The following is a 20,962-nucleotide window of genomic DNA, read 5'->3' as shown; positions in this document are numbered from 1 at the left end:
AATCGTTGGTTTTCTTTTTTGAAGGAGTTCCTATGCCGCATCAAGATTATCTTTTTACGAGCGAATCGGTATCGGAAGGACATCCTGATAAAATTTGTGATCGTATTTCCGATGAAATCGTTGATATGATCTATAAAGAAGCTGAAAAGACTGGTACTGATCCATGGTTAGTACGCGTTGCCTGTGAAACTCTCGTCAGTGTCAACCGTGTTGTTATCGCTGGTGAAGTACGTGTTCCCGATACGCTATTAAAAAAAGATAAAAATAAAGAATTCATCTATGATGAAACTAGCTTTCCACTCATTAATCCCACACGTTTTCGTACAGCAGCCCGCCGTGCTATTCGTACCATTGGCTATGAACAAACAGGCTTCCATTGGAAAACTGTTAAAATTGATGTTCTTTTGCGCCCACAATCAGCTGATATAGCAAGAGGGGTTGATAATGCTACGGATCGGCATGGTGAAGAAGGAGCAGGTGATCAAGGTATCATGTTTGGATATGCTTGCCGTGAAACACCTGATCTCATGCCTGCGCCAATTTATTATGCGCATAAAATTCTCAAACTTCTTGCCGCAGCTCGTCATAAAGGAGAGGGAGAAACTGGAAAATTAGGACCAGATGCTAAAAGCCAAATAACCATACGTTATAAAAATGGAAAACCGATAGAGGTCACATCCATTGTTCTTTCAACGCAGCACCTTGATGAAAGCTGGGATTCCAATAAAGTACGTACAGTGGTTGAACCTTACATTCGCCAAGCTTTACATGACATTCCCATTGCAGCTCAATGCAGTTGGTATATTAACCCAACAGGAAAATTTGTCATTGGAGGACCTCAAAGCGATGCCGGATTAACGGGACGCAAAATTATTGTGGATACTTACGGAGGTGCAGCACCCCATGGAGGCGGTGCTTTTTCAGGAAAAGATACAACAAAAGTTGATCGTTCTGCTGCCTATGCGGCACGCTATCTGGCTAAGAATATTGTTGCTGCTGATTTAGCAGAGAGATGCACCATTCAACTCTCCTATGCAATTGGTATTGCACAACCTTTATCTATTTATCTTAATCTTCATGGAACAGGAAAAGTCGATGAAAAAGTTATTGAAGAAGCCATCCGCAAAATAATGGACCTTTCACCTACCGGCATTCGAAAACATCTTGACCTCAATAAACCTATTTATGCGAAAACAGCTGCCTATGGTCACTTTGGTCGTAAACCAAAACACGATGGTTCGTTTTCATGGGAAAAAACTGATCTCGTGAAAACGCTTCAAACAATGATCCAAATCCCATGATTAAACATAATATACGTAAGAGTGAAGCATTTTTTGGACGCCGACAAGGAAAACAACTTCGAAACAGTCAGCTTACACGTATACAAATGCTTCTCCCCAATTTGAATATTGATTTAAATGTCCCTCCTCCCTTAAACCTTACATCCTTATTTTCAAGCAAAGTAAGAGAAATTCGACTTGAAATCGGTTTTGGTGGAGGTGAACATTTACTTCATGAAATGGAATATTTTCCAAAAACCGGTTTTATCGGCGTCGAGCCCTTTATCAATGGCATGGCAAAAATATTATCGTCTCTTGAACAGCATCAAAACCATCAAAATCGTCTTCGCCTCTATAATGATGATGCTACACGCCTTCTTGATTGGCTCCCTGATAACTCGCTTGATGGAATAGACCTCTTCTATCCTGATCCTTGGCCGAAAAAGAAACACTGGAAACGACGCTTCATCAACATAAAAAATCTTAACCGTTTTGCTCGTGTTCTTAAAATAGGGAAGTTTTTGCGCTTTGCTAGCGATATAGACAGTTATGTAAACTGGACTTTGTACCATTGTGCACAACATGATCACTTTGAATGGAAAGCAGAAAGCCCTCAAGACTGGAAACTCCCTTATCCACTATGGAGCGGAACCCGCTATGAAGCAAAAGCTTTACGCGAAGGACGAACGCCTGCCTATCTTACCTTTATCAAGAAATAAATGATCAAGCGCTTTTCTCATAAACAACTTGAAAAATTTTGAATTTAAGAGTATCAATAGTTAAATTCTTGGTCTTATGATGAAGAGTGGGCCGTTGGACCCGCTCTTTTTTAATATCATAAAACTGATGAAACCAACTTGGATAAAATGTATGAACGAAGCTGAAAAAATAAGCAATCTTGACGAACCGCGCCTGTTTGAAGAAGATGGTATCGAAGCACAGGTTGCTGCTCTTGTCATACCACTACTTAAACCTTTAGGTTTTCGTTTGGTTCGTGTGAAACTTCTTGGTCAAAATGGTTTAACACTTCAAATTATGGTTGAACGTGCCGATGGTTCTATGACCATAGAAGATTGTGAAACTGTTAGTCGAACAGTTTCTCCCCTCCTTGATGTACAAAATGTTATTGAACGCAAATATCATTTAGAAATCTCATCACCTGGAATTGATCGTCCATTGGTAAGAAAATCTGATTTTTTTCATTGGCAAGGGCATCTTGCAAAAATTGAAACCAAAATAACAATTGATGGGCGCCGAAAATTTCGTGGGACACTTACAAATATCACGCAAGATGGATTTATTTTAAACACTGATAAAGCTGCTTATGGAGAAGCCATGTATACCCCTATTTCCTTTTGTGATATCATAAATGCGCATTTAGTGCTTACCGATGAGCTTATTCGCGATGCATTGAAACAAAATAAAGATTTAAGTCAACAATTCATTGCCGAAGAGAACGCTAACGACTCTATACAGACGCTCAATTTCAAAAAATAATATCACTGGGAAATACCCATCGTGTGGCACAAAGAAGGAGAAAATTGATGGCTACAAGCGCTAACAGGCTTGAGATTCTGCAAATTGCAGATGCTGTTGCACGTGAAAAGTCAATCGACCGTGAAATTGTCATTTCTGCGATGGCTGATGCTATTCAAAAAGCAGCACGTTCTCGTTATGGTCAAGAAACCAATATTCGTGCTGAAATCAATTCTAAAACAGGTGAAATTAAATTACAGCGCCTGCTTAAAATCGTTGATGTCGTTGAAGACTATACAACGGAAATTACTTTGTCTGATGCTCTCAAACGTCAAACAGAAGCAAAAATTGGTGATTTTTTTGCTGATCTTTTACCTCCTATGGATTTTGGACGTATCGCAGCACAATCTGCTAAACAGGTTATTGTACAAAAAGTACGCGATGCAGAGCGCGATCAGCAATATGAGGAATTCAAAAATAAAGTTGGTGAAATTATTTCTGGTACAGTTAAGCGTGTGGAATATGGTAACGTCATCGTTGATCTAGGACGCGGTGAAGCTATTGTTCGCCGTGATGAATTAATTCCTCGTGAATCATTCCGCTATGGAGATCGCATTCGTGCTTTTGTCAATGATGTACACCGTGAAACGCGTGGTCCACAAATTTTCCTTTCACGCACACATCCCCAATTTATGGTAAAACTTTTCACTATGGAAGTACCAGAAATTTATGATGGTATTATAGAAATCAAATCTGTTGCTCGTGATCCAGGTTCACGGGCTAAAATCGCCGTTGTTTCACGCGATGGTTCCATTGATCCTGTTGGAGCATGCGTTGGAATGCGAGGAAGTCGTGTACAAGCTGTTGTTGCTGAATTACAAGGCGAAAAAATTGATATTATTCCTTGGTCGCCTGATGCGGCAACATTTGTCGTTAATGCACTGCAACCTGCTGAAGTTTCTAAAATCATCCTTGATGAAGATGCTGAACGGATTGAAGTTATTGTGCCAGATGATCAACTTAGCCTTGCTATTGGACGACGTGGGCAAAATGTTCGCTTGGCTTCGCAACTAACAGGATGGAACATTGATATTTTAACGGAAAAGGAAGAATCTGAAAATCGTCAAAAAGAATTTACTGAACGGAGTAAATTGTTTATGGCAGCCTTAGAGGTTGACGAAATGATCGGACAGGTTATGGCATCAGAGGGTTTTTCTTCTATTGAAGAAATCGCCTATATTGATCTTGAAGAAATCGCTTCTATTGATGGTTTTGACCATGATACCGCCGCTGAAATCCAAAGTCGTGCCCGCGAATATCTTGATCATCAAGAAAAAGAACTTGATGAAAAACGCAAAAAGCTCGGAGTTTCTGACGAGTTGCGAACACTTCCTGGAATGACAAGTGCTATGTTGGTTGCTGTAGGTCAGGATGGTGTAAAAACAATAGAAGACTTTGCTGGCTATGCCGTTGATGATTTAGCTGGTTGGAGAGAACGTAAAGAAGGTCAAACACAGAATTTTTCTGGTATTTTAACCCCTTTTGACATTACACGCGCAGATGCAGAAGCTATGGTTTTAGCCGCACGTGTACAAGCAGGCTGGATAGACCAAGCTGATCTTGTTACAGAAAATCCTGTAGAAGATGAAAATTCTGCAGAAAATGAAAAAACAGATGATTTGGATGTGGATACACTTTAAATGAATGAACGGACTTGCATTGTGACCCGAAAAAATGCTTCAGCACAAACGCTGATCCGTTTTGTTATTGGTCCCAATAACCAAATTGTTCCTGATCTTAAAGCGAATTTACCAGGGCGTGGCGTTTGGATTTCTGCCCATCACGCTGTTATTGAGAAAGCAATCAAACAGAAAGCTTTTCATAGAAATTTTAAAACAGATGTTGAAGTTACACCAAATCTTGTGCATGTTGTTGATACGCTTTTACTAAAAGCCGCTCTTTCAAGCCTTTCCATGGCACGAAAAGCGGGAGCAATTGTTATGGGAGCAACAAAGGTTGACGCTGCTATCCGCTCTGGTAAAGTTATTCTTGTACTTCATGCTAAAGAAACAACAGAAGATGGGAAACGAAAAATTGCACAGGCCATCCATTCAATACAACAACAAACAAATCGGACTATAAAAACCATATCTTTATTTACAAATGATGAAATGCGAGTGGCTTTTGGCTCTAATCCTGTAATGCACGCGGCCTTACTGGACACAAAAGCTGCTGAAGGATTTCTCAAAACGACATGTAGATTGATCAGCTATCGTGACGACAAGCATAGTAAGTCTAGTGAGATGACGGCACAAGCCGTGAAGGAAGTACAATGAGTGAAAATAACAACGACAAAACAACGGTCAAGAAGATACTAACTCTCAAGAGGTCTGTCTTGGAAACGAGCACGGTTAAACAAAATTTTAGTCATGGCCGTACGAAGGCTGTCGTTGTCGAAACCAAACGGCGTAAAATTACGCGACCTGATGAAAAAGCTGAAACCCTACAGCCCATTACAAAGCCGCATGTGGCCCCCCAGCGTTCTAAACCGCGTTTTGAGGAAAAAAAGCCTCAAGAATCTGTGGCAAAAAGCAATCTTTCATCAACTGAAATGGAAGCGAGACTTCGCGCGTTAGAAGAAGCACATATCCAAGAAAGAATAACGCGAGAACAAGCCGAAGAAGAAGCAAGACGCGCTAAAGAGCGTGAAGAAATTTTACAGCAAGAAATTAAAGAAAAAGAAATCCATCTCCAACAAGAAGAAGAAATATCGCCAGTGCAGACTCCACCTGTTCCCCCTCTCATTGAACAGGCAGATATTCCTATTGCCACTAAACAGACAACCGTGGTTGAAAAACGCAAAATAGATGACAATAATGAGGAAGAACGGCATAGTCGACGTGCTAATCCTGCTAAATCAGAAATACGTGTACCCAAAGTTGTCAAAGGAGCTGATGAGCGGAGACGCGGAAAGCTAACTCTGAATAGTGCACTGGATGAAGAAGGAAGCGCACGTGGGCGCTCAATGGCTGCAATGCGGCGTAGACAGGAAAAGTTTAAGCGTGCACAAAATCAAGAACCAAGAGAAAAAATTTCTCGCGAAGTTGTTCTTCCTGAAACGATTACCATTCAAGAGCTCGCACAACGTATGACTGAGCGTTCTGTTGATGTGATTAAATTCTTGATGAAACAAGGACAAATGATGAAACCTGGCGATGTTATTGATGCAGATGTTGCCGAACTCATCGCTGTTGAATTTGGCCATACTGTTAAACGTGTTTTAGAATCTGACGTAGAAGAAGGTATCTTTAATATAACAGATAATCCTCAAAACATGCAGCAGCGCGCCCCTGTTGTAACCATTATGGGCCATGTTGACCACGGAAAAACTTCTCTTTTGGATGCTATTCGTAAAGCAAATGTTGTTTCTGGCGAAGCAGGAGGTATTACGCAGCATATTGGTGCCTATCAAGTAGAACAAAACGGTCAAAAAATTACCTTTATTGATACACCAGGTCATGCTGCATTTACGGCTATGCGTGCACGCGGAGCTCGTGTTACTGATATTGCTGTTCTCGTTGTAGCCGCTGATGATAGTGTTATGCCTCAAACGATTGAATCAATCAATCATGCGAAAGCTGCTGGTGTACCTATCATTGTTGCTATCAACAAAATTGATAAACCAGCTGCGAATGCACAAAAAGTGCGTACAGAACTTCTACAACATGAAGTGTTTGTTGAAACTATGGGTGGTGAAACTTTGGACGTTGAAGTTTCTGCTAAAACTGGTCAAAATCTTGATAAACTTCTCGAAGCTATCCTTCTTCAGGCTGAAATGCTTGATCTGAAAGCAGATCCCCAACGAACTGCAGAGGGCGTTATCATTGAAGCCAAATTGGATCGCGGACGTGGGTCTGTTGCAACAGTTCTTGTTCAAAAAGGTACATTACACCCTTCTGATATTATAGTTGCTGGAAATGAATGGGGTCGTGTGCGTGCTTTGATTGACGACCATGGCCGCCATGTCAAAGAAGCCGTTCCCTCTACACCAATTGAAATTTTAGGCATGCAAGGAACACCACAAGCCGGAGACCGTTTTGCTGTTGTCACACATGAAGCAAAAGCACGTGAAATTTCTGAATATCGACAACGATTAGCACGTGATAAAGCTGTTGCGCGGCAAACTGGTTCGCGTGGTTCTCTTGAGCAAATGATGACAAAATTGCAAACGACTGGTGTTAAGGAATTTTCTCTTATTATAAAAGGGGATGTGCAAGGATCAATCGAAGCAATTGCTTCAGCATTGGAAAAACTTGGAAATGATGAGGTTCGTGCACGTATTGTACATTCTGGTGCTGGAGGAATTACCGAAAGTGATATTTCTCTTGCAGAAGCTTCTAACTCTGCTGTAATTGGCTTTAATGTTCGAGCCAATAAGCAAGCACGTGATTTTGCTAAAACACAAGGAATTGAGATTCGTTATTACAACATCATTTATGATCTTGTTGACGATATCAAGGCTGCCATGTCTGGATTACTCTCACCAGAACAGCGTGAAACTTTCCTTGGTAATGCTGAAATTCTAGAAGTCTTTAACATTACAAAAATTGGAAAAGTTGCAGGATGTCGTGTTACAGAAGGTAAAATAGAACGAGGAGCCGGTGTTCGCCTTATCCGCGATAATATCGTTATTCACGAAGGAAAGCTGAAAACACTCAAACGCTTTAAGGATGAAGTCAATGAAGTGCAAAGTGGTCAAGAATGTGGAATAGCCTTTGAAAATTATGAAGACATGCGTGCAGGAGACATCATTGAGACCTTCCGTATCGAACATATTAATCGCACATTATAAAATAATCCAATAACTTTACTCTGTTGTGAAATGAGAAAAGTTATTAGGTTTTATACACAATATCTCTTTTTCCTTATCTAAATGGTCAAAAAAGAGATCTTGTAGCAAGGATAAAACTTTGATGAAAAATGCAGGGCCATCACAACGGCAACTTAGAGTAGCAGAGCAAGTACGTCATGCAATAGCGCATATATTACAGCGTGATATTTTGCTTGATGATATCTTAAAAGATATTGTTATTTCTGTCTCTGAAGTACGCATGTCACCAGATTTAAAAATTGCTACTTGCTTTGTATCACCTCTCAGCACTCTTAAAAATGCTTCTCATACCGATGTTGTTGATACCCTCAATAAACATAGTCGTTTTCTCCGTGGAGAAATCAGTCATGCGTTGCGACAAATGAAATATATGCCAGAACTGCGTTTCCGAATTGATAATAGTTTTGATAATTTTTCAAAAATTGATGCCCTCCTTCGCTCGCCTGAGGTTGCGCGCGATCTTCACCATAGTGATACAGATGAGGATTAAAGATATGGCGCGGCAACACAAGAAAAAAGGGCGTCCTGTTTCTGGCTGGGTCATATTTGATAAACCAAAAGGAATGAAATCAACAGAAGCTGTCTCACAAATCAAATGGCTCTTCCATGCTCAAAAGGCAGGACATGCGGGTACACTTGATCCTCTTGCTTCTGGTCTCCTTCCCATTGCATTGGGCGAAGCAACCAAAACCGTCCCTTACGTGATGCAAGGCAAAAAAACTTACCGTTTTCATATTGCTTGGGGGCAAGAGCGCTCAACAGATGATTTAGAAGGAGAAATAACGAAAACTTCTCTCATACGTCCAACACAAGAAGAAATACTTGCTCTTCTTCCTCAATATACAGGTGTTATTTTGCAAACACCTCCACAATTTTCAGCAATCAAAATTGCCGGAAATCGTGCCTATGATTTAGCGCGTGAAGGGGAAGTTGTTGAAATTCCGCCCCGTGAAGTGGAAATAGAAACTTTCAAGTTATTAGAAATGCCTACCAAAGAGCATTCTGTCTTTGAAATAACCTGCGGAAAAGGAACTTATGTGCGCTCTTTAGCACGCGATATAGGACGTGATCTCAGTTGCTATGGGCATATTGCTGATTTAAGACGTATTGCCGTCGCACCTTTTGATGAAGAAGATCTCATTACATGGGAGGAACTAAAAGCAGCCATTCCGCCAAATAAAAACACTACAGATGAAAATAATCGTTCTTTTGAAAAAAACTTCACAACACTTGATGAGCTCTTAATTGACACAAGCGCCGCATTGGATTGCCTCCCTCACTATATCCTTAATGAAACTCAAGCACAGAGGATTATAAGAGGCCATTCTATCCTCTTGAATCATCACAAAGTACCTCTTGATGAAGAGGAAGTTTGTGTCCTCTATAAGGAACAACTTCTTGCTATTGGCACTCTCGACAAAGGTCTATTTAAACCAAAGAGGATTTTCACAATTTAATCGATTCTTTTCCCAACCACCTTCTGCGGAAAGATATTTTTCTCTATCAATTAAGAAACATATGGTGCTTTTCATTGTCTATATTTACCGTATTCATATCAAAATTTAAGTCAGTGCTATAAGCTAACACCACCACACACTTTTTCCTCTTAATGTCGCAACAATCCTTGCATTTAAAGGATTCATAAGAGGCTTTTTATTTCTTTTTTAATCGTTTTTTACTCATACTTTAGTCCTCGTTTATAATGTACAAGCAAAGATATGGACTGATTTACTCTAAATAGATTTGAAACGAGAAAAGCTTAAGATTTTCAGAACTATCACTCAACATGAAAAATAACAAATAACCATTATAAATCAATTCATTAAATATTGAAACAGCAATTTTTTTATGATTATGCTAACAAATTGATCGAAATAATATTAATATATTTAATATTTACAAAAACTGTTTTAATCCTAAGGGAGATGATCAGAGGAAACTTTTAAAAGCATCTCATTGGCTTGAGGTATTGTTTGGCGTTCAATCATGCGGTGCACTCTTATACCGTTAGGAGCACAATTTAAATGACGCAGACGCTTATTGACTTCTGCATCTGCTTTTGTACGACGATGATTATGGCGTAAATAATCTACCCATGTTGGCATATGATAAGCCTCTGTCCAATATTCAGGTCTTTCAAGATCTCGTAAAAGGACCCACTGACGCGCACCATCACGTAATCGAATATGGCGTCGACGCGTCATCACTTTGAGAAACTCTTCAAGATCATTTTCATGAATTTTATAATCGATCATTATCATGATCGGTCCACTTCTTGCTTTGAGGTCAAGTAATAATTCCGGCTCTCTAAAATGATCAAGAGGATTTAAATCTATCTGAGGAATTTCTTGAATTCTAAATTTTACCCCCGCAAGAGCACCAAAAATCAAGAATAGAGAACAAACGCTCAAAGCAATTGTTGGAGAATAACCATCAGCCAAAACTCCCCAGATTGCACTTCCAATAGCCATCCCCCCATAAGATGCCGTTTGATAAAGTGCTAAAGAACGTGCAACAACCCAGCGTGGTGTAGAGAGTTGTACAGATGTATTAAACAATGATAATGCCAAAACCCAACATAACCCTGCAGGAAATAAAGCAATATGGCTTATAATCAGTGAACGGCTTATTCCCAATAAAAAGCAAGAAAAGGCAAAACCAATAAATGCACTTGCAATAATTGTTTCTGAACGAAAATGATGCCGTACAACTGCATTAATAATACCTGCTGTCATGGCTCCTAACCCAAAACAACCGAGCAATGTACCATAAAGAAGGGCACTTCCTCCAAGAACTTTATGCGCAACAATTGGCAAAAGTGCTAAAATAGAAATTGCTCCTATACCAAAAAGGAACGCTCGAACCATAATACTCAGGAGATTAGGTGACATCGCAACATAACGCAAACCATCTGAGACAGCTCCTAACAGCCTTTCTCGTGGTAATGAGTTGTTTTCATAATTCGACTTCCAGAAAAACAACGCACCAATAAGAGGAATATAGCTTATAGCATTAAACAAAAAAGCAGCAGATGCCCCCAAAGTTGCAATGATGGCACCACCAATAGCAGGACCAACACTCCGCATCAAATTAAAGCCTACACTATTCAAACTAACAGCAGCAGGAATATTTTCCCTGCTCACAATATCTCCTATCGTTGCTTGCCAAGAAGGATTATAAAAAGCTGTGCCACATCCAATCAAAAACGTAAAACATAACAAAAGCCAAGGTGTTAGAAATCCCATATAGGCTAAAACAGATAAACTCATGGATATGACCATCATCATAATCTGCGCACACAACATAATTTGACGCCGATTAAAATTATCCGCTAATGCCCCTGCCATCAAAGAAAACATAACAAGTGGTAATGTTGTGGCACTTTGAACAAGCCCAACCATGGAATGCGAAGAACTAATCAACGCCATTAACCACCCTGCTCCAACAGCCTGTATCAGCCCCCCTAAATTAGAAATAAGAGTAGATGACCATAGATTTCGAAATACCGAATTACGAAAAAGTTTTAATGTTGAAATGCTCTGCATCTTTTTCCTCCAAATCGGTATTTATCATCTTTGTTATCACACACACGCTCATAATCTTTGTATCAAAAGGATGCATAATTCTTTAAAAAACTTCTCATAAAACTCTATTTAAATCAATATTTCAAAACAAAAGCTTTTATTTAAAGAAAGACTTCAAAATGCTGTAAAGGACTAGTATTTTAACCTTCTTTCCTATATAAGGACGAAAATAGGTAAGAGTCTTTGACTCTTCTTGTTTCCTCACAGACCCTTGCTGAACGACATCTCGGCTATGGGTGACTTTATGTTTCTTCGTTTTTGGAAAGGATAATACGATGTCGATTACAGCTGAACGTAAACAAGCTCTTGTCGCAGAATACGCAAATAAAGTTGGTGATACAGGATCACCAGAAGTACAGATTGCTGTACTTTCTGAACGTATTTCTAATTTAACAAACCACTTTAAATCTCACAAAAAGGATAATCATTCTCGTCGTGGTCTTTTGAAGATGGTGTCTCAACGTCGGCGTCTTCTTGATTATCTTAAAGGAGTTGACCAAAATCGTTATCAGACACTTATCAAAAAGTTAGGTTTGCGTCGCTAAAAGAAAAATGGTGGTGGCGTTTAAAAAAAAACCACCCATTTTTTCAACGTGTTGCTTTTAATTAAAAAATTTAAAAACTGACAAGTTATTATGGGATAGGACTGCTTATCATTTCGCATTTAAGGCAGTTTACTTCTCTATTCTCGTAACAAAGATAAAAAGTATGTTGTCCACCCCAGAGCTTGGAAATATGCTACGCAAAACCAGAATGTGAGCAATCAAAGATTTAAACACTGGTCATTAAGGATAAAAAATGTTCAAAACGCACAAGATAGAAATTGAATGGGCTGGGCGTCCTCTCACCCTTGAAACAGGGAAAATAGCACGTCAAGCTGATGGTGCAGTGATTGCTACCTATGGAGAAACTATTGTCTTAGCAACCGTTGTATCAGCCAAAAGTCCAAAACCAGACCAGGACTTTTTTCCACTCACCGTTAATTATCAAGAAAAATCCTATGCTGTTGGTCGAATACCTGGGGGCTATTTAAAACGTGAAAGTCGACCAAGTGAAAATGAAACTTTGGTTTCACGTTTGATTGATCGCCCAATTCGTCCCCTTTTCGTTGAGGGATATAAAAATGATACGCAAGTGATTGTTTCCGTTATACAGCATGATCTCGAAAATAATCCCGATATCCTTGCGATGATTGCATCTTCTGCCGCATTGACCCTGTCAGGTGTTCCTTTCATGGGGCCTATAGCCGGTGCCCGCGTTGGCTATTGTAATGGACAATATATTCTTAATCCTCATATTGATGAAATGCCTGAATCAAAACTTGATCTTGTTGTTGCTGGAACAGAAAGTGCTGTTTTGATGGTTGAATCAGAAGCACAAGAATTATCGGAAGATATCATGTTGGGAGCAGTGATGTTTGGTCACAAAGGCCTTCAACCTGTCCTTGATGCCATTATAAAGCTTGCTGAAGTTGCTGCAAAAGATCCTCGTGATTTTGTTCCTGAAAATCTTTCTGAACTTGAAAAAGCGGTGCAGAAAATGGCAGAACAGGATATACGAAAGGCTTACACAATTACTGATAAGCAAGAACGTTATGCTGCAATTGATGCACTAAAGACAGAAATCCTCAATAAATTTATGCCAGAAACAGAAAAAGACTGTCAATTTAGTGCAGATCAAATTGCAACCGTATTTAAACAGTTGCAAGCAAAAATTGTTCGCGGGAATATTCTTGATACCCAAAAGCGGATTGATGGACGCAATCTTTCTACCGTGCGCCCTATCCAATCAGAAGTAAGTATTTTACCCCGCACACATGGATCAGCACTCTTTACCCGCGGAGAAACACAAGCTATTGTCGTTGCAACACTAGGAACTGGTGAAGATGAACAATATGTTGATTCCTTAACGGGAATGTATAAGGAAACATTCCTTCTCCATTACAATTTTCCACCATTTTCAGTGGGTGAAACGGGACGCCTTGGTTCTCCTGGTCGTCGTGAAATTGGACATGGTAAATTGGCATGGCGAGCAATTCACCCCATGTTGCCAACGAAAGAATCTTTCCCTTATACTATTCGTGCTGTCTCAGAAATCACTGAATCCAATGGATCTTCTTCTATGGCAACGGTTTGTGGGACCTCACTTGCTCTCATGGATGCCGGCGTTCCTCTAGCACGCCCTGTTGCTGGTATTGCCATGGGCTTGATTAAAGAAGGAGAACGCTTTGCTGTTCTGTCTGATATTTTAGGGGATGAAGATCATCTTGGAGATATGGATTTCAAAGTCGCAGGAACAGAAAATGGTATTACTGCCTTGCAAATGGATATCAAAATTGATGGTATTACCGAAGAAATTATGAAAATCGCGCTTGAACAAGCCAAAGGTGGACGAATCCATATCCTCAATGAGATGGCGAAAGCTTTAACCAGTGCACGTGCTGAGCTGAGTGAATTTTCTCCACGAATCGAAGTTATGAATATTTCTGTCGATAAAATCCGTGATGTTATCGGCTCTGGTGGTAAAGTTATTCGGGAAATCGTGGAACAAACTGGAGCAAAAATTAATATTGAAGATGATGGTACCATTAAAATTGCTTCTGCTGATGCTAAAACCATTGAAGCAGCAAAACGCTGGATCCATTCTATTGTCGATGAGCCTGAAGTTGGTGCTGTCTACCAAGGAACAGTTGTAAAAACTGCAGAATTTGGTGCATTTATAAACTTCTTTGGTTCTCGTGATGGACTCGTTCATATCTCTCAGCTTGCATCAGAACGCGTCACCAAAACAACCGATATTGTGAAGGAAGGTGACAAAGTTTGGGTTAAATTAATGGGCTTTGATGAGCGTGGAAAAGTTCGGTTATCAATGAAGGTTGTTGATCAAAAAACCGGAAAGGAAATCACCGGTGATAAAGCGATGAATGAAGAAAAGTGCGTGGATGAAAAAAAACAACCTGAAAATAAGCGCCGCCGTAAGAAAAAAGAAGAGTAAGTTTTTCCTCTTATCGTATCATGAAATGCCATCCCAACATTGGAGTGGCATTTTTCTTTGAAAGAGTCATATGTGTTATTATTTTTGCCTTTTGAAAATCATGAACTCCCATATCCTGATCCAAACCAATGTTGGTTAAGTTTCGGTTTAACAGAAATCCCAGCTCCAGAATGGGCACAGAATTTAAAAGTTATTACGCCTTGGCGACCAGATTTTTTAAAATTTGTCGATACTCAATTTCACTGCTCTCCCCAAATAGATAAAACCTTCAGCTATGATGGTGCATTTTTACATTTGAGCAAATATCGTGGTTTTAACCAAAATTGTTTTCTTGATTTATTAGAATGCGTTAAACCCAATGGATGGATTGTAATCAGTGGGAATAAAACTGCTGGTGCTGCTTCAATGATGAAGTGGGTCAAAACAATTGTTCCCATCACCAACAAATTGTCTAAAAATCATGGTCTTGTATTTTGGTTGCAAGTTCCTCAACAAATTGAGAGACATAACATTGCACAATTGCGCTCACCACCGCTCACTTTTGGTAAATTTCAAACCACTTCTGGTATGTTCTCACACGGACGTATTGATCCGGGATCCGCTGCACTTGCTTCTTATATGCCCAAAGTTATTTCTGGAAAAATGGCTGATTTTGGTGCTGGATGGGGCTATCTTTCTCACGTTGCGCTTGAAAGAAGTGAAAAACTCACCGCTCTCGACCTTTATGAAGCAGACTACAACGCTTTGAGAGCAGCAAAACAGCACCTTAAATCCAGAACAGCTCCTTTTTCAATTCATTTTTATTGGCACGACCTTGTGCATGAACCTATCACAAATCTGTATGACACAATCATTTCAAACCCACCGTTTCACACGCAACAAACGACAGATATTTCATTAGGAAAAAATTTTATTATAAATGCTGCAAAGTGCCTAAAACCAGGCGGCAGTCTGCTTTTTGTTGCAAACCGCCACCTGCCTTATGAAACATTATTAAAAAATATTTTCCGCACAGTGTTGATACATGAACAAGCCCATGGTTTCAAAATTATCGAAGCGCGCAGATAAAGAAAACAAGCGATAACTCTAAAGAATAAAACGTGAAAGATCGATATCAGCAGCAAGTTCGCCAATAGATTTTCTCACATAAGCGGCATCAATTGTAAAGGATGTTCCAGCTTTATCAGGTGCCGTGAAAGAAATTTCATCCAAAACGCGCTCCATCACTGTTTGCAAACGACGTGCCCCTATATTTTCAATCCTTGCATTTAAATCTACAGCAATATCTGCTAAAGCATCAATTGCATCATCGGTAATTTCTAAATGAACCTCTTCTGTTGCCATAAGAGCAATATATTGTTTAATCAAACTAGCTTCTGGTTCCGTTAGAATGCGCCGTAAATCTTCTCTTGTTAAAGGGTTTAGCTCCACACGGATGGGCAAACGTCCTTGAAGTTCCGGTAATAAATCAGATGGCTTAGAAACATGAAATGCACCTGAGGCAATAAAAAGAATATGATCTGTTTTGATTTGCCCATATTTTGTAGCAATTGTTGTTCCTTCAACCAAAGGCAAAAGATCCCGTTGAACGCCCTCACGCGAAACCGCAACACTTGCTCCACCATCCCTAGTTGCAATTTTATCAATCTCGTCAATAAAAACAATCCCGTCATTTTCAGCAACACGAAGCGCTTCTTGAATAATTTGATCCTGATCAAGGAGTTTTTCAGATTCATCATCAATGAGCGGCTTAAAAGCATCCCTTACTGTCGTCTTACGAACTTTTGTACGACTGCCCATTTTACCCAAAATATCTGATAAATTCATAATACCCATTTGTGCCCCAGGCATACCAGGAATATCAAAGGTTGAAGCACTATTGCTATTATTATCGGCTACTTCAATTTCAATCTCTTTCTCATCCAATTCACCTCCACGCAATTTTTTGCGAAAACTATCACGGGTAGCGGGACTGGCTGTTTTACCAACAAGGGCATCTAAAACGCGCTCTTCAGCATTCACGTGAGCCTTTTCTTTTATTTCATCCCGTTTCTTTTCACGCACAAGAGAAATGGCAATTTCAACAAGATCTCGAATAATTTGCTCAACATCACGTCCCACATAACCAACTTCAGTAAATTTAGTCGCTTCTACTTTAACGAAGGGTGCTCCAGAAAGTTTTGCTAATCGACGTGCAATACCAGTTTTACCAACTCCTGTTGGCCCTATCATTAAAATATTTTTTGGCATAACTTCTTCACGCATCGGCGCATCAAGCTGTTGCCTACGCCACCGATTGCGCAGTGCAATAGCTACAGAGCGTTTGGCATCATTTTGGCCAATAATAAAACGATCAAGTTCAGAAACAGTTTCACGAGGGGAAAATACAACACACATTTAAATAGCTTTCTCTAAAGAAGATAATTCTGCATCCAATGTTTCAATCGTAAAATGATCATTGGTGTAAACACAAATTTTAGCGGCAATAGCCATAGCTTTACGAGCAATAGTTTCTGCATCCAAATCCAAATCCATGAGTGCACGCGCTGCTGAAAGAGCAAAATTTCCTCCAGAGCCAATTGCCATAACCCCATCTTCTGGTTCTAAGACATCACCAAGCCCTGTTAGAGCCAAAGTTACTTTCTTATCAGCCACGAGCATCATTGCTTCGAGACGACGCAAATAGCGATCTGTTCTCCAATCTTTTGCAAGTTCCACACAAGCACGCATAAGCTGATCAGGATATTGCTCAAGCTTTGTTTCCAATCTCTCCAGTAATGTAAAAGCATCTGCCGTAGCACCAGCAAAACCAGCAATAACCACTCCGTTCTTTCCAAGACGACGCACTTTACGTGCATTACCTTTCATAATTGTCTGTCCAAGAGAGACCTGACCATCCCCGGACATCACGACTTTTCCACCTTTTCGTACCGTAATAATTGTTGTACCATACATTATGTCTGGCTTATGTTCTGTCATAAGGAAACTCCTTAATATTAACTTTACTTTTTAATATTGATTTCTTTTCATACAATGTAAAACTCAATTACTATTGTCCTATTTAAGAACATATACAGCAAAACACAATGATTCAGCATAACTCAATTTGTTGAAAATGGAAAAATGATATCATTGTTGTCAATGTAAATTACTGCTAAATAGCTTTATATAAACAGTTTGTGCTTTTTAGAGGAAAATTATGAAAAAAATAGCCATAGGGACCTTAGGTGGAACAATTGCAATGACTGCTGATAGTTTTGGTCACATGCAACCGACTTTAACTTCAGATAACCTCATAAAAAGTGTTCCTGATTTAAATAACGTTGCTGATATTAATGCACAAACATTAATGCAAATACCAAGTGGATCTTTATCGTTTCAAATGCTTTTTGAAATAATTAAGTGGGCAAAACAACAAATAAACGCTGGTGCAGAAGGTATTGTTTTAACACAAGGGACTGATACTCTGGAAGAAACAGCTTTTTTTCTTTCTCTTTATTGGAAAGAAGCCGAACCACTCATCATAACCGGTGCTATGCGCATGCCTCATGAAGCAGGCGCCGATGGCCCCGCCAACATTTTAGCAGCCACTCGTGTCGCAGCAGCCACACAAAGTCGTAACAGGGGCGTTCTTGTTGTCATAAATGATACAATTCATTCACCTTATTGGCTCTATAAAAGTCATACCGTCAAAGTCGAAACATTTCAATCAGGTCTTGCAGGTATTTTAGGAACTATTTTAGAGGGAAAACTTATTTATTTCAATGATCGAAAATTTTTCCCAAAAACGTTTGATCTTCCCCAAAACCATGATCATCAAATTGCACTCCTCTATTCCTCTTTATCATCTGATGCACAATTAATGAAACTATGCCTTGAAAGTGGGTATTATGCTGGAGTTGTTATTGCTGGTTTTGGTGCAGGACACTGTAGTTTTCAAGAAGCAGACCTTGTACAACAATATGCACAAAAAATACCAATCATTATTGCTAGTCGTTGTTGTAATGGCTCAACAACTCGTATAACTTATGGCTATAAAGGCTCCGAAATCGATATGATTGCTTCTGGTGCTCTCATGTCTGGTTATTTATCAGCCGTAAAAGCGCGCCTACTTTTATGGGCTTTTTGGGCACAAGGGTACTCATTAGCACAAATCCGTGCAAACTGGAATGACTGGACTATAAGTTAATGAAAAATGATCTATTATCTTAAAAGAAGAGAGCATGCAAAACAAAATTTACTTGAAAATAAAGCCGCTCATCTGTCTGCTCTTAATCAATTGCTGCTGCAAAAAATTCTCGACCAATACAAATGATTGATACGACTATACAAAAAATTAATCAGAAAGATAATCTGGTCAAATCCGTTTCTGACCGATATTCACCCTATCGCGTTTTTACTGCACAAGAATGGTCAGAGTTTCGTGCAGACACACCTCTTACTTTGACTTTTGATGAAATTAAGCGTTTACGCTCTATTGATGATCCTATTGATCTTAAAGAAGTCCAACGCATTTATCTTTCTTTATCGCGTCTATTATCATGCCATGTTGAAGCAGTACAGGAACTTTTTCACAAACGTCAGCAGTTTCTCCATCAAGAAGAGAGTAGAAAAACGCCCTTTATTATTGGAATTGCTGGTTCTGTAGCTGTAGGAAAATCAACCACGGCTCGCATTCTTCAAGAACTGTTGAAAAGATGGACATCTAGCCTTAAAGTTGATCTGATAACGACGGATGGTTTTCTCTATCCTAACGCAATCTTACAGCAAAAAAATCGAATGAATCGCAAAGGATTTCCTGATTCCTATGACATTAAAAAGTTGCTGTGCTTTCTTTCGGCGATAAAAGCAGGTATCGGAAATGTCCGTGCCCCGCTTTACTCACATATGATCTATGATGTTCTAGAAAATCAGACTATTACCATTGATCGTCCTGATATTTTAATTGTTGAAGGTATTAATGTATTACAGGTCAGTGATCTTCCTAAAGATGGGAAAGTTATTCCTTTCGTATCAGATTTTTTTGATTTTTCAATCTATGTCGATGCCGAAACAGAAGTCATTCGTCACTGGTATTTAGAGCGCTTTAAACGTTTGCGTAAAACAGCTTTTCAAAATCCTGAATCCTATTTTCATCGTTATGCCCACCTCAATGAAAAAGAAGCTTCAAAAATCGCTGAGGATCTTTGGCAAACGATTAATTTAAAAAATTTACAGGAAAATATATTGCCAACACGACCACGGTCCAATCTCATTCTACGAAAGGGAAAAAATCATTTGGTCGAATATGTCGCACTTAGACGACTATAAGGATCTCATAACTATGCAGCACCACCACATTCATTTTACCTCAACGCGTATCGATAACAGTTGCCCTATCATCTTGGTAAACCAAAGAACTCTTGCCAACTTATCACTTGATGCGTCAACAACAGCATGGATAAAAGTTAATGACTTTACTGGTAAAGCAGGACAAATACTCTTTATTCCTCACGAAACGGGACATTTAAAAAAAGTTTTATTTGGAATTGGCAATGGTAACGATCCTTTTATCACAGGACTGCTTGCTCAAAAGCTTCCTGCTGGTCAATGGCATCTAGAAGGTACAACCTCTGATGAAATAAATACCTATCTTGGATTGGCATTTGGTAGCTATCAATTTAATCGCTATCGTCAAAATTCTTCTTTCAAATCATTATCTATCCATGTCAATGAGGCGATTGATCTTAATGAGCTCCAACGAATTTATGAAGCTGTCTTTTTCGTCCGTGATCTCATTAATATTCCAGCCAATGATATGAACCCTGATACTCTCGAAAAAGAAGCTCGAAAACTAGGAAAAACCTACGGTGCTCATATCAAAAGTATTTGTGGAGACGATCTCTTAATCCATAACTTTCCGATGATTCATGCTGTAGGACGAGCAGGCAGCACTGCACCACGACTGATTGAGTTACTCTGGGGGCAAGAACATCATCCTAAAATAACGTTGGTGGGCAAAGGCGTAACTTTTGATACTGGAGGTCTCGATATTAAATCAGCCAATAACATGTTGCTTATGAAAAAAGATATGGGGGGTGGAGCAAACGTTTTGGGATTGGCTAAACTTATCATGGATGCAAAATTGCCTTTCCGTTTACGCGTTTTGATTCCAGCTGTAGAAAATGCAATTTCTGGGAATGCTTACCGACCAGGTGATATTCTCAAAAGTCGTAAAGGTTTAAGTGTTGAAGTAGGTAATACAGATGCTGAAGGGCGAATTGTCCTTGCCGATGCACTCGCCTATGGTGATGAAGAAAGTCCACAATTCATGCTTTGTATGGCTACTTTAACAGGGGCAGCGCGTATAGCATTAGGACCAGATCTTCCCGCATTTTATTGTAATGATTCAATATGGGCACAACAAATTTCTGAATCTGCTCACGCTGTCTTTGATCCTCTTTGGCAAATGCCCCTTTGGAAACCTTACCAAGAGATGTTATCATCACCAATTGCTGATCTTAACAATGTAACTGGAAATAGCTTTGCTGATTCTATAACGGCTGCTTTATTTCTTAATTCTTTTGTTGAAAAAGCTGAACATTTTGCGCATTTTGACCTTTATGGATGGGTTCCAAAAGAAAAACCAGGATACCCTATTGGTGGATCAGCACAAACTATTCGTGCCCTTTATAATATTTTTAAAAATGAATTTTGACACAAATATCCACAAAAATGGACAATTTTGCAGCTTAAAG

General features: G+C 39.4%; 17 protein-coding genes. 14 read left to right on the top strand and 3 right to left on the bottom strand.

All coding sequences use genetic code 11. The features are described from left to right. Positions 1–32 precede the first annotated feature (32 nt). The 8 genes from metK to truB all read left to right on the top strand — a co-directional run bounded on the left by metK (position 33) and on the right by truB (position 9,104). Entirely contained in the window at positions 33–1,301 is a 1,269-nt protein-coding gene (gene metK, locus ACFINZ_RS04340) for a methionine adenosyltransferase (protein ID WP_375633979.1), read from the top strand. Then, positions 1,298–1,999, top strand: coding sequence for a tRNA (guanine(46)-N(7))-methyltransferase TrmB (locus tag ACFINZ_RS04335; RefSeq protein WP_375634588.1), 702 nt, complete (start codon positions 1,298–1,300; stop codon positions 1,997–1,999). The genes metK and ACFINZ_RS04335 overlap by 4 nt, the downstream gene beginning before the upstream one ends. Positions 2,000–2,126: 127 nt before the next feature. Further along, positions 2,127–2,777 (top strand): ribosome maturation factor RimP, encoded by a 651-nt coding sequence (gene rimP / locus ACFINZ_RS04330; RefSeq protein ID WP_375611870.1) that lies wholly within the window; start codon positions 2,127–2,129, stop codon positions 2,775–2,777. A 47-nt stretch (positions 2,778–2,824) separates the two neighbouring features. Continuing rightward, complete coding sequence (gene nusA, locus ACFINZ_RS04325) at positions 2,825–4,456, top strand: transcription termination factor NusA (protein ID WP_375634589.1); 1,632 nt, start codon at positions 2,825–2,827, stop codon at positions 4,454–4,456. Further along, on the top strand, positions 4,457–5,092 hold the full coding sequence (locus ACFINZ_RS04320; protein ID WP_375633975.1) for an RNA-binding protein: 636 nt from the start codon (positions 4,457–4,459) through the stop codon (positions 5,090–5,092). Beyond that, on the top strand, positions 5,089–7,608 hold the full coding sequence (gene infB / locus ACFINZ_RS04315) for a translation initiation factor IF-2 (protein ID WP_375680670.1): 2,520 nt from the start codon (positions 5,089–5,091) through the stop codon (positions 7,606–7,608). Before ACFINZ_RS04320 ends, infB begins: the two co-directional genes overlap by 4 nt. A gap of 121 nt (positions 7,609–7,729) precedes the next feature. Beyond that, positions 7,730–8,137: a 30S ribosome-binding factor RbfA gene (gene rbfA / locus ACFINZ_RS04310; RefSeq protein WP_375633973.1), complete on the top strand. Its 408-nt coding sequence runs from the start codon at positions 7,730–7,732 to the stop codon at positions 8,135–8,137. A 4-nt stretch (positions 8,138–8,141) separates the two neighbouring features. Beyond that, the gene (truB, locus tag ACFINZ_RS04305; RefSeq protein ID WP_375643073.1) at positions 8,142–9,104 is read left to right on the top strand and encodes a tRNA pseudouridine(55) synthase TruB; all 963 of its coding nucleotides are present in this window, start codon (positions 8,142–8,144) and stop codon (positions 9,102–9,104) included. A 459-nt stretch (positions 9,105–9,563) separates the two neighbouring features. Here the strand turns inward: truB and ACFINZ_RS04300 are convergent, their stop codons facing one another. Further along, positions 9,564–11,192, bottom strand: coding sequence for an MFS transporter (locus ACFINZ_RS04300; RefSeq protein ID WP_375613307.1), 1,629 nt, complete (start codon positions 11,190–11,192; stop codon positions 9,564–9,566). A 314-nt stretch (positions 11,193–11,506) separates the two neighbouring features. Between ACFINZ_RS04300 and rpsO the strand changes: the two genes are divergently transcribed. From rpsO to ACFINZ_RS04285, 3 genes are all read left to right on the top strand, one after another. Beyond that, positions 11,507–11,776, top strand: a complete 270-nt coding sequence (rpsO, locus tag ACFINZ_RS04295) for a 30S ribosomal protein S15 (protein ID WP_005774142.1) — start codon at positions 11,507–11,509, stop codon at positions 11,774–11,776. A gap of 253 nt (positions 11,777–12,029) precedes the next feature. Beyond that, positions 12,030–14,225 carry a polyribonucleotide nucleotidyltransferase gene (gene pnp, locus ACFINZ_RS04290; RefSeq protein WP_375633970.1) on the top strand — a complete coding sequence of 732 codons (2,196 nt, stop codon included), beginning with the start codon at positions 12,030–12,032 and terminating at the stop codon, positions 14,223–14,225. 72 nt (positions 14,226–14,297) lie between these two features. Further along, positions 14,298–15,293 carry a class I SAM-dependent methyltransferase gene (locus tag ACFINZ_RS04285; RefSeq protein ID WP_375633968.1) on the top strand — a complete coding sequence of 332 codons (996 nt, stop codon included), beginning with the start codon at positions 14,298–14,300 and terminating at the stop codon, positions 15,291–15,293. Between the two features lie 18 nt (positions 15,294–15,311). On the opposite strand, the gene hslU is transcribed toward ACFINZ_RS04285, so the two are convergent. Together hslU and hslV are read right to left on the bottom strand one after the other, a co-directional pair. After that, positions 15,312–16,622 carry an ATP-dependent protease ATPase subunit HslU gene (gene hslU / locus ACFINZ_RS04280; protein WP_375633966.1) on the bottom strand — a complete coding sequence of 437 codons (1,311 nt, stop codon included), beginning with the start codon at positions 16,620–16,622 and terminating at the stop codon, positions 15,312–15,314. Next, positions 16,623–17,204 (bottom strand): ATP-dependent protease subunit HslV, encoded by a 582-nt coding sequence (gene hslV / locus ACFINZ_RS04275; protein WP_375633964.1) that lies wholly within the window; start codon positions 17,202–17,204, stop codon positions 16,623–16,625. A gap of 220 nt (positions 17,205–17,424) precedes the next feature. Between hslV and ACFINZ_RS04270 the strand changes: the two genes are divergently transcribed. The 3 genes from ACFINZ_RS04270 (at position 17,425) to ACFINZ_RS04260 (ending at position 20,922) form a co-directional block, all read left to right on the top strand. Beyond that, positions 17,425–18,414, top strand: a complete 990-nt coding sequence (locus tag ACFINZ_RS04270) for an asparaginase (protein ID WP_375633962.1) — start codon at positions 17,425–17,427, stop codon at positions 18,412–18,414. A gap of 122 nt (positions 18,415–18,536) precedes the next feature. After that, complete coding sequence (gene coaA / locus ACFINZ_RS04265; protein ID WP_375633960.1) at positions 18,537–19,535, top strand: type I pantothenate kinase; 999 nt, start codon at positions 18,537–18,539, stop codon at positions 19,533–19,535. A 13-nt stretch (positions 19,536–19,548) separates the two neighbouring features. Next, a complete protein-coding gene (locus ACFINZ_RS04260) occupies positions 19,549–20,922 on the top strand; it encodes a M17 family metallopeptidase (protein WP_375701182.1) in 1,374 nt (457 codons plus the stop codon). Positions 20,923–20,962 lie beyond the last annotated feature (40 nt).

It is taken from the genome of Bartonella sp. AA81SXKL, from assembly GCF_042196945.1.
Lineage (GTDB): Bacteria > Pseudomonadota > Alphaproteobacteria > Rhizobiales > Rhizobiaceae > Bartonella.
This window is presented reverse-complemented; position numbering and strand designations above follow the sequence as displayed.